This window comes from Agriterribacter sp. (genome assembly GCF_035444585.1).
Taxonomy (GTDB): domain Bacteria; phylum Bacteroidota; class Bacteroidia; order Chitinophagales; family Chitinophagaceae; genus Agriterribacter.
Genome location: NZ_DAOMOZ010000079.1, coordinates 1 through 17,212, shown reverse-complemented (window position 1 = coordinate 17,212; position 17,212 = coordinate 1). Strand labels below are relative to the sequence as shown.

The window sequence follows — 17,212 nt, the reverse complement described above, 5'->3', positions numbered from 1 at the left end:
ATTTTCCAGAACGGCACCCTCATTGATCCTGTGGTCATTGATGTTCTTTATTGCGCTGAGCATAACCTGCTGAAAACCGTTCCAGTCTTCCTCATCCAGTACTTCGGTAGAAGGTACTACCACTTCGGGCAGTTTGAGCAGTGAACTTAAAATGGAGCCTGTGTCTAAGTTAAGGTTTTCGGCCAGCTCTGCTAATGACTGGTAATACGATTTTGCCAGCTCTGTATTGATCACAACAGGTTTGGCAGCGCCATTTTGCTTAAGCGTAATCATGCAATCAATGCTGCCCCTGAGCAAATTTTCCGAAAGCATATTGCGAATATCAAATTCATAAGGCCTCAGTAAAGAAGGCAGCTTCAAAGAGATCTCAAATTGCTTTCCGTTCAGGGATTTGATCTCAACTAAAAAAGTTTTTTTCCCAATGGTTTGTTCTGCACGCCCAAAACCCGTCATTGACTTTAGCATATCTGCAAATGTTTAGGCAGCAAGGTAATTTATTTTCCGAAGAGTTGGGAAGGGATATCCCGGAGCAGGCGTGCACCTGCAAAACAAGGGATATGCACCAAAGCGCTTAACCGGGTATTCTGATATCAGAGAAACTATATACACCATCCACAAAGGATTCCGAAGTCTGCAAAGGATTCCCAACCTTTCAAAGGTTGGAAATTCTGCGGCTAATTTAAGATTGCCACCCGATAAAAAGGATTAAACCATTTACAAAAGCGTCACGGATAATAACGGAAGCCTTGACCTAACGGGAATACCCACCGGGCAAGCCCTAAGCATATCTGTGAATATAACCATTGACGGCAAGGAAGATATCCTTATCCAATTTCCAACAACCCATACTTCCAATACAAGCACTGCCAGTGTTTTAAAAACAAAGCACGATACCGTAAAAAATTCCATTAGTAATATAAGATGGACGACAGGTGAAAAGACTGGCATTCCATTCATAACCTGACCTGAAGATCCATCTCAGGACACATTTCAAATTTCCAGACGTGGAACTTTAACGGTATTAATTTATGAAATCGCTATGGATATAGTTAAGGGTAACCGGCCCCAGTAGTCCGGACGCTCTCAACAGCTTCCCGGCATCAGGACCGTTGAATTTCATAATATTTGTTTTAGTGCGCCTTTGTTCCGCGGGGAGCTTGCCATCACCTATCAGGCAGTTGGGCCATAAATTGGTTACTCCCACTTCCAGCGTATTATTACCGGGTTTTATAAAAGCTGTAATATCCGCTGTAAACGGCGGCGTCCATACAACAGGCAATGTATGCCCGTTGATCTTTACTGTTGCCAGATCAAGTACATTGCCCAGATCAAGCATCACTTTAGCCCGTTTCAAATGGTGACTCTTCGCCAAAAAATTTTTCCTGTACACAGCGGTACCGGAATAATATTTTATGCCCTCATCTTCAAAATCCGTCCAGGATTGTAAGGTATCTGTTGTAATATGTGCCGGGCCTCCCCAGGCAGTATCGAAGCCGATATCCCATGCGCCCTGCAATGTTACAGTGGTATTGGGCTTTGCCAGCCGGCTATTGGTCTGTTTTCCGTTCGACCAGTACAACTTATAATTACCCGGCTCAAACAAAGCAGTTACAATTTTCCCCGACTTCCGCAGCACTTCAATGAACGGCCTGCCTGTATTATTCAAGTGTAACCCCGGAAAAAGCGATTGCCCGTCTTTTTCAATTTTTACAATATGGGCTTCAGCAGCCTTCTTCCTGAAAATAATGAACAGCGAACCGTCGGGATTAAAATGAAGAGGAATAATGGTTTGCCCGTTTTCCTCGCGATACACCACTATTTCGCTCGTTTCGCCGGTTACCGGATCCCACAACTCCGGCACCATGCCGCTTACCCGGAAAGAACATTCCACGTTTTCATACCGGTTGGGTAAATCGGTAAGATAGCGGTATTCAAAATCGCTGATCCCTTTACGGCTGAAACGGTTAGCCACAAAATAAATTTCCGTATTCCTCCCTGTACGGTGAATATAATCCAACGCCGTGGCGCTGTCGGAACTTTTAAAGCTGAAGTCGGGAGCCACTTTCATTTCACGCAATACCGTATTTACATCCTTACCCCATACTACTTTTCCCCTGCCATATTTGTTTTCAGTGCGGGTTACACCGTCCATAGCGCCCCATAAACGGTTAGCAATTGCCGTTAGTTCCCGGTCATTTTCCGGATAATTGCTCAGGCTGCCGTTCTTTAGCGGTTTGCGACCCACAAGCGTCAGCCCTTGTTGCACCATGGTTTCCAGCTTTCGCAGCAGCGTTACGTCAATGGCCTTTTCGTCGGGCAAAACCAACAGCCGGTAAGCCGTTCCGTCAGGAAAGACCAACCGGTCATTTACAACCGATGCGTTTTTAAGCAACGCTTCTTTGGAACATTTATCCCAATCATATCCCGGTGCGAGATCTTTAATATCTTCTTTCAGGAAAACAAAGTTAGGCACGTCATCCCCGTAATAATACAACGCATCTCCAACAAACAAGCCCTTCGATAACAGCCAGGAGCAGCGGTTGAGATAACGGATAAAGTTATCTGCCTGCCTCCACCAGGTAACGTTCGGGTTCATGTGTGTACCCGCAAAATATTCATTACCGGGAAGCCCGAATTCTTTTGGCGAAGAAGTGAAGGTATGCCATACAATCCTGTTCACGCCCGAGCAGAATACCCGGTCAATATTGCTTTTCAAATCCTTCGGCGATCGCTCCCATTGCGGCCCTATAGACGTAGGTCCTTCGGCGGCTACAAATCTTTTTCCATTCGTATGCGCTACACTGGCGCTTTGCTTTACTGCCAATCGCTCATCGTCTTTCACCCGGTGCGTATTGGAGGTAGCCCAGAATTCACCCTGGGGAAAATCATTGATAGCCATCACTTTTAATGCGTCAACCGGCGCCGAATGCGGGCCTCCCGATTCGGGATGAAAACCTAAGCCATGCTGATGCGCCAGGTTGCTGAACAACCGGTAATGATTGGCGGCAATACAATCGCCGATGGTCAAACGATAGTCATGCAGGAATCGGTTGGATACATCCGGGTTTTCCACTATCCTGCCTGCCAGCACCGGAAGATAAGGCTCGATATTGTATCCCCTGAATTTTTTAAATTCCGATGGGAAATCATTTGTCCACCCCACATTTCCCATCTCCCAACTGTCTGTTTGTAAAAAATGGAGGCTATTCCCTGCAGACTGCGCGTTGGTGATCAGGGGTAATATTACATCCCTGCTGAATACCTTAAAGGCATTTGCGTTGAGATGGTCGAGCGATAACCCGCTCCACCCGTCACTATTGGTAGAGGTAACCGCACCGGTGCAGGTCCAGCCGTAGCGGATAATAGTCCATTCTCCTTCCGGCACATCCCAGGTAAGCACCCCGTTCACAAATTTGTTTGTGAGATTGATGATCGAAGACGTTTTAATACCTCCAACTTTCTCTGCACCCGGCTCCTCTTCTCTTAGTTTATAAAGCGGGTAGGTTCCTTTAGCACCAAAGCTTTCGTTAAAAGACTTGATCTTCCAGTTTTTGATGGCGTCATTTTTTACCGGGGTTCCGTCAGGTTCGGGAAAGGCCTGTACAAGGATATCCCGGTACATCAGTTTCGACGCCGGTTGTGGCAGGCTGACGGCTATTTTTTCCCCGCCGCGCACTTTGGTTTCAGTAAATACTATTTTCTTCTGCGCAAGTTCCGGAGTAATGGTGGGTCCTCCCGGATTCCAGCCGCTTTGTGTGTTCACGCTCAGTTCTATCCCAAGCCGTTGTGCCTCTTTTACGGCGTGCCTGTATAGCTCCATCCATGCCGGGCTCATAAACGGAGGCCCGGCTTCCGTTCTGGCAGCTACATTGTAGCTGGAACTGCCGGCATCTACAATAGAAGCGCCGCCATACCCGTTTTTTTTCATCTCCTCCAGGTCGCGCGTGATAGATTCCTTAGTGGCCATACTGTTGAGCCACCACCAGTAGCAGCGCAGCCGGGACTCCGGCGGCGGCTGCACAAATCCCGACTGCAACCGCGTATAATCAATATCATTAGAAGAATGAAGAGAATAGTTGATGTCTTGCGCGGTCAGCGCATAACAACACAACAATAACGGTATGGTGAACTTAAATTTCAACATAATGGGTAACAGTCTTTATATATCTCTTGTATGATATTTACCAACTGGGATTTTGATCCAATTTAACATCTTTATTGGCGTCAATTACAAGCTGGGGAATGGGCCAGAGATTGTAATTGAACGTAAGGGTAGCCGCCGCCTCCGGCCAAAAAGCATATTTCCGGATACGGTCGACGGCAATGGTACCTCCCATACGGAGCAAAGTGTTCCACCGGCATTCTTCATATACCAATTCTCTTGCCCGCTCGTCCAGTATCATACTATACTGATCGTCCATATCCGCTGCCGTTACCAGATAACCGCAATCAGCGCGGGTACGCAGCAGGTTAATATCGGCAGCAGCGCCGGGCTTATCACCACTGCGCTGTTTGGCTTCCGCGCGCAACAAAATGGTTTCCGGCAGCCGGATAAAATAGTCATCCCGAAACAGGTTACTTAAATTTTCGCCGTCGGCAATACCGGTATATTTGTCGGTGGCTATTTTACAGGATATCGGATAATTGAGGCTCTGGTGATCTTTTGTATCATATAGCGCCGACCAGGGAACGGGCTGTTGATAGTACGGCGAAGAGGGAACATTTCCCAGGATATTTCTCCTGAATACAATATCCGAATTACGCATATCATCCGCATAAGCACCGCCGTAAATACTATCCCGCGCATACATAGTAGGTATTATTTGCGCGATCCCGCGGCCGCCCACATCAGCGCCCGTGCCGGTAAGGTTGCCTGGTGCGCCATCGCGGAAAACAGGCCCGTAAGTTCGCGAATAAGGTAATTTTGACCGGGGGTCTTCCGCCCTGTAGGCCGCATAATCAATCTGGATGGCCCAGATACACTCTTTATTGCCATCCTGATAGTTCACATTATTTTCCTGGAAAAGATCCCAATACACATTTCCCTGAGTTTCTTCTTTACGGGCCCCGTAACGGGAAGTCATCAGCGAATAAATACCGCCGTCAATCACTTTATTCCCGTAGGCAATAGATTGGGTGAACGCATTAGACGCCCCGCCGGCATCTCCGTCAGCCTGTAACTGGATACCCAACCCCAGGTACAACTCGCAGAGATTGTGCTGAACCACACCTCTCACTAATCTGCCACCCTGGGCTGTGACTTCCGGTACATCATTTTCAATGGCTAACAACTCGTCAATAGCATATTGATAGGTTTCTGCACGGGATGCACGCGTATAATCATACCGGGCAACTTTGGTAACCTCGGTCACTATCGGTACACCACCAAACAACTCCGCCAGGTTACGGTATGCAAACGCGCGAAAGAACCTTGCCTGCGCAACCGTATAAGTTTTATCGGAAGCCGATACCCAACTGATGCCGGGTTGTTCTGCACTGTAAAGCGCAAGATTTGCCTTCGCAATGATCTGGTACCACACTCCGTAGATACTGTTAAAATTACCGCTGTTGGGATTAATAAGCCCATAGTTGTTAAAGGTATTGCCCCGTCTTATACTGGGCACGTCAAACATATCGGTTCCATTGCCCCGAAACACGAAGATCCAGTTTTGCTCTGTAGGGTTTGCCCAAATATCTCTCAACTGCGAATAAATGGCTATTACCGCCTGGTCCACCTGCGAGGAAGTGGTAAAAATATTATCTACGGTATAAAATGTTTCGGGGGGCGTGTCCAGGAATTTATCGTCTATTTTTTTACAACCCGCGATGTTGATGAGCAGTAAACAAGAACAGATACTACTTATATATTTTAATGCTTTCATTTCAATTTGTTTTAATGGCTTAGAAACTAAAATTGGCCCCTATGGAATAAGAAGACGGCACAGGAAAAGTATTGGATTGTACCGTGGTTCCGGTTTCCGGATCGCCGCCCACCCATTTGGTAAAAGTGGCCAGATTCCTTGCCGCTGCAAATAACCGTATAGAACTGATATGGCTTCTTTTCATCCATTCCGCATCAATCGTATAGGAAAGTGACACATCCTGTATCCTTACAAACTGTCGCGACTGTAAGCCGAGGAAACGGCTATCTCCCGAAAAATAAGCGGATGGATACACATCGCTTGAATTATCGGGTGTCCAGTAAGGTTTAGAGATGGTATTATCGTTAAAACGGCCGGTTCCTGAAGTCATATAGGCAGCGGTGTTGCTTTTCATATACCTGTCGTTGCCACCGAAAATGCCCGATACCATAACATACAATTCAAAGCTTTTATAACGCAATGTATTGCTCAGGTTCAGCCGGAAGTTCTCTTTTCCATACCCTAAAACAGTCCTGTCATCCGCATCAATTTTTCCGTCTTTATTCAGATCTATGTATTTAGGCGCTCCCGGAGCCGCCCCCGTCATGGTGATATAGGCGTCATCACCCGTCTGCACAATCCCATCCTGCTGAAAGCCATAAATCGCTTCCAGTGACTTTCCGATAAAAAAATTGTTGGCTATATCATCGTCTTCTTTGCCGTCTCCATTATTGTCTTCTCCGTAGAGGTGTACCAGTTTATTATTATTCTTCCAGAAGGTAAGGGTGGAGCCCCAGTTGAAATCCTTCTGATCTATATTTACCGTTCTCACCGTTACCTCAACGCCCTTATTGCTTACCTCGCCTAACGAAGCAAGCTGGGTGGCAAAACCCGTCATGATAGGAATGTTCCTGACAAAGATCTGGTCGGTAGTGCTGGACGTATAGTAATCCACGTCCACAAACAGGCGGTTCATCAGCCAGGCGGATTCGAATCCTATATTGATAGCGGTGGTTTTTTCCCATCCCAGGCTGGGGTTACCCAGGGTCTGTTGCACCAATCCGTAGAATACTTTGCCCTGTGCATCAGAAAACTGGTAGCGGGCATTGCCGGCGGCTCCGTTAAGTATCTGGGATAAAGTAGCGTAAGGGCTGAGTCCCTGATTGCCATTCTGCCCCCAGGAGAACTTTAATTTCAGGTTGTTAAGCTGGCGGAGGTCTTTCAGGAAGGATTCGCCGGAAATTCTCCAGGCAACGCCAACAGCGCCAAAATTGGCATACCGTTTGTCTTCCCCGAAAACAGAAGCGCCATCGCGGCGGAGCGAAGCGGTTAAATAATATTTGCTGTCATAATCGTAATTAATACGTGCGAGGTAGCCCACATTGGACCGCTCGGTATTGTTAAGGATTACCTTCTGGATGTCGGCTTTGGATAAGCCGTAGATACCCAATGCCGTATTGCCGTTAGCCGAGAAATTACTACCGGTGGCGTTTGTGGTATCCGATTTTAAATGATCCCTTGTTGCTACCAGGGTAGCCGTAACCTGGTGCCGGCCAAATGTATTATCGTAGGTGATAATATTGTCAAGCACGTAGCTATCAGTACCGGTATTATTAAGATTGCCATTGGCATTGGCCAATAACGACTGTACACTGGCAGGATCATAACGCCCGTCAATGCCCTCTCCCTCTTTAATATAGTATGTTTCATAATAAAATCTCCCACTCTGCTGCCTTTGATAATTGGAAAGCAGGTTTGCCCGATAGCTCAGCCCTTTAATAAATGGAACTTTTACCACGGCATAAGCATTCAGGCGGAAATTATTATATACATCAAGGTCTTTTACTGTTCCGTCATGTACGCCCCACAAGGGGTTGACCTGCGATTGTGTGTAAGGATACTTTTCCAGATTCCCTTCGGCATCGCGGAACATAACGCCATAGGGAGATACCAATTCCGCCCCGCTTACGCTGGCGGCAACGCCTGAATAATCCCGTTGGGAATAACTTCCATCTAATCCCAGCTCAAACCAGGAGGTGACCTTAGTATTCACTTTTCCCATTACGGAAACATGGCTGAATTTATCGCCTACCACTAATCCACGGTTCTTATCAAAGGAAGACGACAGGTAATAGTTCACATTTTGAGCGGCTCCCGAAATAGAAGCCTGGTAATTCTGGGTGATCCCCGTTTGGATCACTTCATCCAGCCACACGGTTTCCTTGTCCGCATTCAAATTGGCCAATTCCCCGGGCTTAAGCCAACTGGTAGTGCCCGGATCGTATTGATTTCTGGCATTCACCACATCTATCCATTCGGCGCCCTTCAGCATTACCGGTCGGTTCTGCCATTTTTGAATGCCGGCCTCTGTTCTGAAAGCGATGATCGGTTTGCCGGTCTTGCCTTTTTTGGTATTGATGGCAATAATGCCATTAGCCGAGCGCGACCCGTAAGCTGCCGCAGAAACGGCGTCTTTCAGCACATCGTAGCTGGCGATATCATTGGGATTGATATCGCTAAGCGAGCCCAGGAAAATAACGCCATCCAACAGGATGAGAGGGTCATTAGAGCCGCTGATGGAACGTTGTCCCCGGATTTGTATGGAAGGCTGTCCTCCTGCGGAGTTTACGGCGCCCACATTCAGCCCTGTCACCGTTCCTTTGAGGGCTTCCAGCACATTTAAATTAGGCATCAGCGCCAAAGGGGAGTTTTCCATTTTTACAGAGGAAACGGCTCCCGTAAAATCTTTTCTTTTGGAGGTACCGTACCCGATCACCACCACATCCGTCAGGTCTTTGGTGTCTCCCTGCAAATGCACCTCTATATTGCTGCGCCCGTTTACCGCTATTTCCTGCGTGAGGAATCCTACATAGCTGATCACAAGCACTGCGTTGTCGTTGATCACATTCAGAGAAAAGCTGCCGTCCTCGCTGGTAACGGTGCCGTTAGTAGTGCCTTTTTCCACCACGCTTACTCTGGCAATGGGCTGGTTGTCGGCATCCACCACACGCCCCGTGACCAGGGCCAGTACCGGCTCTGCATCGTTGTTCGGGTCAGAGATCACGATCAGGTCGCTGGCGATGATCTTAAAAGTGAGCCGGGTGTTTTCAAGCAACTTCTCCATCAGCTCCATAGCCGGCATATCCTTCACAGCGATGTTTACCTTTGGTTGCAACGGCAGGATACCATCGTTATAAAGAAAATGGTAAGCGGTTTGTTTCTCGATGGTTTTAAAAGCCTTTTTCAGGGAAAGGTTTTCCAGCTTAATGGTAATATTACCTTGTGCCATACCTGTTCTGGCAAAGGATTGCATAGAAAGAACACAAGTAAACAGTATTACCATCTTCATGAGCAGCAGGCATTTGATGACTGAGATAGGTGCATAATTATAGCGCCTACATCCGATTTTTTTCATAATTTGAACGTTGAAATGTTAAAGGATGAAAGGGTCTCGCCGGAGACTTTTATTTCTTTCTGAATTTAACCAACGGAGTATGCCGCAAACATGCTCCGTTTTTTTAGTATGAAGGTTATGTGATTTTACTCATATGACGTATATGGTTTGGTTATTAATTTTTTTATTTACCAGATCGTAACGATCCCGTCTTTTGCCTGGTATTGAAAATGCGCGGAGAACTGTAATCCCTCCAGCGCCTCATCCAGCGATTTGTTTTCGAAGGTTACGGTATAGGTACTGGCGCTGAGCGCCTTGTTTTTAACGATGATCTGCACATTATACCACCGTTCAAGCTCAGCGATCATTTTATCAAACGGCGTTTCATCGAAGGCTAACTTATTTTTCACCCACATGGTTTCATATACCTCCTGATCTTTTTTATCAAAATGCACCGGGTTGATCACCATGGGTGCGCTTTGTTTTCGAACGTTGACCGTATCAACCGGCTGTTCGGGTAATACCGCGTCTGTATTTTCAACCACTACTTTTTCATTGGGCTTAAGGATCACCTTTTTTTGAGGATTGGTATTCAGCGTTACTTCCACCGAACCTTTTATCAATGTTGTTTCCGTCGTTTTTTCCGTAGGATAGGAACGCACGTTAAGTGTGGTGCCCAGTACTTTTACCTGCACGGCGCTCGTATGTATTATAAAAGGCCTCGTTTTGTCTTTTACTACATCAAAATAGGCTTCTCCTGTAAGCGCTACCTCGCGGGCATTATTGCCAAACTCTTTATCGTATATTAATTTTGTATCGGCATTTACCCACACTTTAGTGCCATCGGGCAATACCAGATTGGTTTTGGAGCCTTTTTGCGTGGTAATAATATTGCTGGATGGTGAATGTGGCCGGGGGCTGGTCATTAAATAAAAGGCAGCGGCGCTCATGACCAATAATACGGAGGCTGCCACACTCCACCACTTAAGACGCCTGTATTTATTTGTGTTAAAGTGAACCGGCTCCGGCCCGGTCTCTGCTATCTTTTTATATAAGCGGTCAAGCGCGCCATTTACCGTGTTATTGGGAATGCTCTTTCCATAGCTTAAATGACTTTCAAACACTTCGTCTATCCCTTCGCTAAGGATTAGTTTAACGTAGTCATTTTTAAGAAGTTCTGATAATTCTAGTTGTTCTTCTAATGTAATTTCACCGGATTTTTTTCGTACCAGTAAATATGTTAACCTGTCGTCCATGCGTTGGGGATATATAATATATAGACGTAGTAAAATTTCTTTACCCCTAAAAAATAAACAGTAATTTTTTAAAACTGTTAAGAAATGTTTCTGTTTTGATCTTTCATGGTTTCCGCAATGACCGTCGTTAGCTTTTTCATAGCGATGGTCATCTGGTTTTCTACTGTCTTTACTGATATTTCAAGCAACTGCGCCACTTCAGCATATTTAAGCCCATCTTCCTTGATCAACCTGAAAATGAGCCTGCAGCGTGAAGGCAGGGTATTGATAGCGGCATTGATGCGTTCAAGCGTTTCTTTATTTATCATCCTCAGCTCATGATTGCTTAGCTCATAAACGAAGCTTTCTCCGGCTTCTTCCAGTCCTATTTTCTTTTGCATTGCCTGGTATCCCTTTGTGCGCATATAACTGATGGCAGCATGCTTAACGACGATGTATAAATAATGGGAAAGGTTTTTTACGGTGGGCAACATTTTTCTGTTCTGCCACAGCTTAAACATTACATCCAAACAAATTTCCTCTGCGTCCTGTCTGTTTTTCAGGATGGAATGGGTATAGGACAACAATGCGGGATAGTATATCCGGAAAAGCTCATCGAAGGCCTGTTCATCACCGCTCTCGGCGATAACATATACCAGGTATGACAATCGTTCATTTCGCATGGCGTATGGTACAAATATACCGATTAGATATATCTGCCCGTTATTCAACGACCTCAGGTAGTTTGCTTTTTCCCCCAAATCCTGTCATTGACTTTAGCATGTCTGCAAATGTTTAGGTGGTGAGGTAATTTATTTTCCGAAGAGTTGGCGATAGATTGTGCGATGCGATACGGGTTTCAGATCCCCGGGCTGCATATCCGTTAGCATGATGTTGCGGATGCGGCAACGGATGAGCCGGAGCACCGGGAAGCCGGTATATGCCATCATTTTCCTGACCTGTCTGTTTTTACCTTCGGTAAGGATAAGCCTTACCCATGAAGTTGGAATGTTTTTACGGAAGCGTATGGGAGGATCGCGGTCGGGAAGTTGCGGCGCTTCTTTTAAGAGAATGGCCTTGCAAGGCCCCGTGTGATAAATTGCACCATTGATGTTAACGGGCACACCTGCTATCAGTTGGTGAATGGCTTCGGCTGTTATCAATCCTTCGCACTGTGCCAGGTATTCTCTTTCATGCATGAACTGCGGATGCAACAAGCGATGGTTTAAAGAAGGGTCATTGGTTAAGATCAATAAGCCTTCGCTATCGTGATCCAGTCTTCCCACGGGGTATACATCTTTTTCAACCTCAAAAAAATCTTTCAGGCATGGTTTACCACCGGCAGATGTAAACTGCGACAGTACCAGGTAAGGTTTGTAAATGATGTAGTATTTGTATTGCATGAAAATAAAAAAAGCCTCCCGTTTTGCGGGAGACTTTATTATATGGATGGGTTAATAAGTACCGGGAAATAAATTTCCCAACACAATATTAAAAATAATTTTTTCTAACAAGAAGAATTTTCGATTAATTTTTATACACATTTTTATTTGCCTGCTTGTGGATATCAGTGATTTTGTAAAAAAGGAGTCGCCAAAAAAACCCGGGTTTAAATTTTTGATGGCAGGAATTTGCACTTGTTACACAGAGGTTCAAAAAATATTTTCACCACCATCGCAAAACCGTGTTCTCAATGCAAAGTCCGATTTTGTTCGCAAACTGTTGGTATCACTGCATCATCAGCGCTTCATTCATTTCGTTACGTTGTTTGCAGAAAGCAAATGCCTTCTCCAATTTACTTTACTGAAGTTGTTTAAGCTGCTTTACTTTTGTCAAAACTTCCCGCATGAAATTTCCATCTCCGGTTTCCGTTCAATGGATCGCAGCATTAATAAACGCCAAACCCGAAGGCAATATTAACGGTTCTGTAACGGGTATAAATGAAATTCACAGGGTAGAACCCGGCGATATTGTATTTGTAGATCATCCAAAATATTACGCTAAGTGCATTAACTCACCTGCAACCTGCATTATCATCAATAGTATAACAGACTTTCCGGAACACAAAACATTACTGGTAACAGAGCAACCCTTTGAAGCATATCTTACGATCGTGCGCCATTTCAGGCCATACCTGCCTGCTGTAAAAGCGATAAGCGACGCGGCGCTTGTTGGAGAAGGAACGATCGTTGCGCCGGGTGCAGTTATTGGTAACCATGTAACTATTGGGAACGGTTGTATCATTCATCCCAATGTTACCATTCTGGATCATTGTGTAATTGGCAACAATGTGGTTATACAGGCGGGCACGGTGATTGGATCTGACGCCTTTTACTATAACAGCAAAAAAAACCGCGAGGTATGGTACAAAAAAATGGAGAGCTGCGGACGTGTGGTAATAGAGGATGATGTAGAAATTGGAGCCGGCTGCACTGTTGACAGGGGAGTAACCAATGATACCCTGATCGGCCGGGGCACTAAAATAGACAATATGGTGCATATAGGCCACGATACCATTATCGGTGAAAACTGTTTGCTGGCGGCGCAGGTGGGCATAGCGGGTGGTGTTGAAATCGGGAATGGTGTAACATTATGGGGGCAGGTAGGGGTAAGCAAAACATTAACGATCGGGGATGATGTTACAGTGCTTGCGCAAAGCGGCGTTAGAGGATCATTGGAAAAAGGGAGAATTTATTTTGGTACGCCCGCCGAGGATGCGGGAATAAAAAAACGGGAACTGGTTTGGATAAAGCGCATCCCGGAAATATGGAAGAAGGTAATGAGGAATAGTGATGGTCAGTAGTGAATAGTCAATAGTGAATTCATTCACTATTCACCGTTCATCGCTCTCACTTCTCACGTTTCTCTTCTCACTTTAAATCATTCTCCTCAGGAGCGGGTTCTTCTACCGGTTCGGGTTTTTCCGGTTCAGGTTCACTGTTCATCTTAGCCCTCATCTCCTCCTCAATTCTTACTCTCTCCTCTTCAATCCTTGTTCTCTTCTCCTCGATCCTTGCTCTCATCTCCTCAACGGTATTCATGTTGGGGTAATAATCATAGGGAAGAAAATCGGCCATTTTTTCCCAGGCCCAGTAACCCAGCGTAAGCACATCTTTCTGATCAAAGAAATACCCGTTTTCTTCAACAACAATCCCATTGGCCAAATCCAGTATGGATATCTGGATAGGAGTGCTCATGGGCAGCTTACTGGCTGCCAGGTAAACGGGGCCGGGCTTTTCTTTTGAATATACTACCCTCAGCTTCCCGGGGAAGAAAAGTCCCACTCTTTTAAAGCCCAATGTGTCGTAGTAAACGGTATCATAAGGGTTGTATATGGGAGACGGCTCGGTAGACCCGTCATTAATGAGCTCAACTTTATAACCATCGCCGTTCAATGTGCTGTCGTGGTATGCACGAAGAAACTGCAGCACAGAGCCATTGTACGCCATCTTTCTTTTTTCCACCCATACCAGCATTTCCTCTTCGCTGCCTTCCATCTGCTCGTAAAAAGGATAGCCGGCATATAGTGTTTTTCCGTTGTTGTACTCATGCACAAAAGAATCCAGCTGGTATTTAATGATATAGCCCAGCGCCTTATTACGGATAACAAGAACAGAATCGCCGGTAACCTTCAGCCGCTTTCTTTTCCTGCTGTAAAAGAAACGCAGCGCTTCGGGGTTTTCAATCTCACAGTCTTTGCTGTTGACTGTTCTGCCGATAAAGTTGTCGGTGAGGAACGCTCCATATTTTTCCCACCCGTTGGCTACTTCATTGGTTGCCACAATGGCTACTTCCTCAAGGCTCTTTTCTTTTTGTTGCAGCGCTATGATAAGATCGGCAGCTTCCGGCATGGTATTGCTGATGCGTATGGATTGTGTTTCAAGTCCCATAAAGGAAACCACAAGATCGTAACCGCCATTGCTCAGGGTGAGTTGAAATTCTCCGTTCGCATTGGTTACTGTTCCGATGGTGGTATTCTGGCAAAATACCGAAGCGCCCTGCAAAGGTTGTTGTGTGGCGGAGTCTATCACTTTTCCTGCCACCCGAAAATTATTTTGCGCAAAAACAACAACCGGGAAGAGCAATACGGGTAATAATTTTACTATTCTTATCATTAGGTAACAATTACAGGTACTTAATAAATGTATAATGAAAGCAGCTGTTAAATTTTTGCCTGCCCGCAGTCATTCAATGACAAATGCCCTGCCATTTTGAGGCTTATGTAAAATATATAATAACATTAACGCGGTGCAATTATTGCATGGTTTGATACACATTACAGTACTCTTTAATGGTTCGCTGCAATGGTTTGTAGCTAAAGTGGGGTAAAACCTGCATGAGCTTGCTGCTGTCAAAATACACTTTGCGTTGGGCGGTATCCACTGCCTCTTTGGTAAGCAGGGGCTCACTTCCTGTAAAAAAGCTACGCATTTTTTCTATGCGCCATAATAAACCGGCCATATACGGAGATGCTTTTTTATGAGGCGGTTTTTTATTGAAAGCGAGTGCCATTTCCGTGAATACTTTTTTAAAGGGCCAGTTTTCTGCACTGATGATGAATCTTTCATTGCTGACATTGCTTTCCATGAGCAATATCATGGCTTTTGCAACATCGGCGGCATCTACAAAACCGCTGACACCTTCGGTGTACCAGGGAAACTGTTTCCAGGCTTTTTTAAACATGGCTGCCGATCCTGTTTCCCAGTTCCCTGCCCCCAAAATAAAAGTAGGATTTACGATCACCGCGTTCAGCCCCTCGCTTATACCCCGCCAAACTTCCAGCTCGGCAAAATATTTGCTGCGGCCATAGTTGGAATTGTTGCTTTCTTCCTCCCATTTCGTTTCTTCCGTTACCTGCATGCCATCGCGTTTGCGTCCCATTGCCGATACGGAACTCACATGCACCAGCTTTTGTATGCCCGTTCTCAGCGCTGCATTTACAATATTGGCAGTGCCTTCTGCATTTACTTTAAGGAGCTCGTATTTCTTTTTGGGATTAAAGGACACTGTAGCTGCACAATGGTATACCTGTTTTGCCTGCAACATTATCTCTTCCAGCAATACAATATCATGAATATCGCCCTGTATCCAATGCACCTGGTTTGAGTAGCCGGTTTGGGGGATTTCGTTCCTGTATAATGCGGTTACTTTTTTTCCACGGGCAACGAGCTCACGCAGAAGATAACTGCCCAATAATCCTGTGCCGCCCGTAACAAAAATCATTTGGATTTGAGATTTATGATTTAAAATTCCAACATCCCCACATTTCCATATTAGCATTAAGGCAATCAGTCTATCAGCAGTTAGCTATCAGTTGAATAACTACTGCTGAGTTAATTATAGTATGTCGTATTGCCGGGGTGAACGGGCATTGATCTACTCCTGCACCACACCGGTAAACTGTTTCAAAAAGCGCACATCATTTTCGCTGAACAGCCGGATATCGTTAATGCCGTATTTTAAAAGCGCCGGACGCTCCACGCCCATTCCAAATGCGAAGCCGGTATATTTGGCGGGATCAATATTACAGTGTTCCAGCACTTTGGGGTGCACCATGCCGCAGCCCAGTATTTCAAGCCAGCCCGTGTACTTACATACATTGCAGCCCCTGCCTTTGCACAACTGGCAACTGATGTCCATTTCGGCGCTTGGTTCGGTAAAAGGAAAATAGCTGGGGCGGAAGCGTACGCTCACATCATTGCCGTACATCTCTTTCACAAAAAAGTAAAGTGTTTGCTTCAGGTCGGCGAAAGAAACATTTTCATCAATGTACAGGCCTTCTACCTGGTGAAAAAAGCAATGACTGCGGGCGCTGATGGTTTCGTTGCGGTATACTCTTCCCGGGCAGACGATACGCAAAGGCAAAACGCCTTTTTCCATTTCCCTGATCTGGATATTGCTGGTATGCGTGCGCAGCAGCCATGCTGGGTCGGTTGAAATATAAAAAGTATCCTGCATGTCGCGGGCAGGATGGTATTCGGGTAAGTTGAGCGCGGTAAAATTGTGCCAGTCGTCCTCAATTTCAGGACCCTCGGCAACCGAAAATCCAAGCCGCTGGAAAATGGAAACGATGCGATTGCGCATCATGCTGATGGGATGGCGGCTGCCCACAGGAATGGTATCGCCCGGCAGGCTCAGATCAATAGCGGCAACAGAAGATTGCTGACCGTTTACCCCGGCAGTTTTGAGAGCGCTATACTTTGCTTCGGTAAATTGTTTAAAGTCGTTTAACAGCTGGCCAAATTCTTTTTTCCGGTCTGCAGGCACATTTTTCATCTCTCCCATCAGGCTTTTTACCAAACCTTTGGTGCCCAGGTAAGCAATGCGGAACTGCTCTGCAGCCTCTGCACCTGTACCGGCATACTCATCTATTTCGCGGCGGTATGCCTCAATTTTTTGTAACAACGCTTCCATTGCGCGAAGATAAGAAAAGGAAAATCTTTAATACAGATCATCCAGCTTCATCTTCAGGTATTTGGTTACGCTCCGGTGGGTGCTGATGAAGGTAATACCGATACCTATAATAATGAGTCCCAGAAATAGAACGGCCAGCAGCGTGTAATCGCGCAGCGCTTTAATTTCGGGAAGCCATTTTTCAACGCTGAAAATAAATACCAGCACTACTGCTATCGCTATAAGAGCGCTTATAAAGCCATTCGCCACTGCCTTCAGATCAAAAGGCTTGGAAATGAACCAGCGGGTAGCGCCTACCATTTGCATGG

General features: G+C 45.8%; 12 protein-coding genes. 1 reads left to right on the top strand and 11 read right to left on the bottom strand.

All coding sequences use genetic code 11. The annotated features are described in order from the left end of the window. The 7 genes from PLH26_RS10390 to PLH26_RS10360 form a co-directional block, all read right to left on the bottom strand. A partial coding sequence (locus tag PLH26_RS10390) for a YicC/YloC family endoribonuclease (RefSeq protein WP_324585948.1) occupies positions 1 to 465 on the bottom strand: 465 nt, incomplete at its 3' end. A 556-nt stretch (positions 466 to 1,021) separates the two neighbouring features. Continuing rightward, positions 1,022 to 4,144: a glycosyl hydrolase gene (locus PLH26_RS10385; RefSeq protein ID WP_324585947.1), complete on the bottom strand. Its 3,123-nt coding sequence runs from the start codon at positions 4,142 to 4,144 to the stop codon at positions 1,022 to 1,024. A gap of 37 nt (positions 4,145 to 4,181) precedes the next feature. Next, positions 4,182 to 5,882, bottom strand: a complete 1,701-nt coding sequence (locus tag PLH26_RS10380) for a RagB/SusD family nutrient uptake outer membrane protein (protein WP_324585946.1) — start codon at positions 5,880 to 5,882, stop codon at positions 4,182 to 4,184. Between the two features lie 19 nt (positions 5,883 to 5,901). Next, on the bottom strand, positions 5,902 to 9,210 hold the full coding sequence (locus PLH26_RS10375; protein WP_324585945.1) for a SusC/RagA family TonB-linked outer membrane protein: 3,309 nt from the start codon (positions 9,208 to 9,210) through the stop codon (positions 5,902 to 5,904). A gap of 233 nt (positions 9,211 to 9,443) precedes the next feature. After that, positions 9,444 to 10,511, bottom strand: a complete 1,068-nt coding sequence (locus PLH26_RS10370) for a FecR family protein (RefSeq protein ID WP_324585944.1) — start codon at positions 10,509 to 10,511, stop codon at positions 9,444 to 9,446. A 77-nt stretch (positions 10,512 to 10,588) separates the two neighbouring features. After that, a complete protein-coding gene (locus PLH26_RS10365) occupies positions 10,589 to 11,173 on the bottom strand; it encodes an RNA polymerase sigma-70 factor (protein WP_324585943.1) in 585 nt (194 codons plus the stop codon). Between the two features lie 129 nt (positions 11,174 to 11,302). After that, positions 11,303 to 11,893: a pseudouridine synthase gene (locus PLH26_RS10360; protein WP_324585942.1), complete on the bottom strand. Its 591-nt coding sequence runs from the start codon at positions 11,891 to 11,893 to the stop codon at positions 11,303 to 11,305. A 443-nt stretch (positions 11,894 to 12,336) separates the two neighbouring features. Between PLH26_RS10360 and PLH26_RS10355 the strand changes: the two genes are divergently transcribed. Then, the gene (locus PLH26_RS10355) at positions 12,337 to 13,293 is read left to right on the top strand and encodes a UDP-3-O-(3-hydroxymyristoyl)glucosamine N-acyltransferase (protein WP_324585941.1); all 957 of its coding nucleotides are present in this window, start codon (positions 12,337 to 12,339) and stop codon (positions 13,291 to 13,293) included. Positions 13,294 to 13,360: 67 nt separating this feature from the next. On the opposite strand, the gene PLH26_RS10350 is transcribed toward PLH26_RS10355, so the two are convergent. The 4 genes from PLH26_RS10350 to PLH26_RS10335 form a co-directional block, all read right to left on the bottom strand. Beyond that, the gene (locus PLH26_RS10350; RefSeq protein WP_324585940.1) at positions 13,361 to 14,605 is read right to left on the bottom strand and encodes a carboxypeptidase-like regulatory domain-containing protein; all 1,245 of its coding nucleotides are present in this window, start codon (positions 14,603 to 14,605) and stop codon (positions 13,361 to 13,363) included. 139 nt (positions 14,606 to 14,744) lie between these two features. After that, complete coding sequence (locus PLH26_RS10345) at positions 14,745 to 15,713, bottom strand: NAD-dependent epimerase/dehydratase family protein (RefSeq protein ID WP_324585939.1); 969 nt, start codon at positions 15,711 to 15,713, stop codon at positions 14,745 to 14,747. A 153-nt stretch (positions 15,714 to 15,866) separates the two neighbouring features. Then, the gene (pheS, locus tag PLH26_RS10340; RefSeq protein WP_324585938.1) at positions 15,867 to 16,904 is read right to left on the bottom strand and encodes a phenylalanine--tRNA ligase subunit alpha; all 1,038 of its coding nucleotides are present in this window, start codon (positions 16,902 to 16,904) and stop codon (positions 15,867 to 15,869) included. A 27-nt stretch (positions 16,905 to 16,931) separates the two neighbouring features. Then, on the bottom strand, positions 16,932 to 17,212 hold a 281-nt coding region (locus tag PLH26_RS10335), incomplete at its 5' end, for a hypothetical protein (RefSeq protein WP_324585937.1).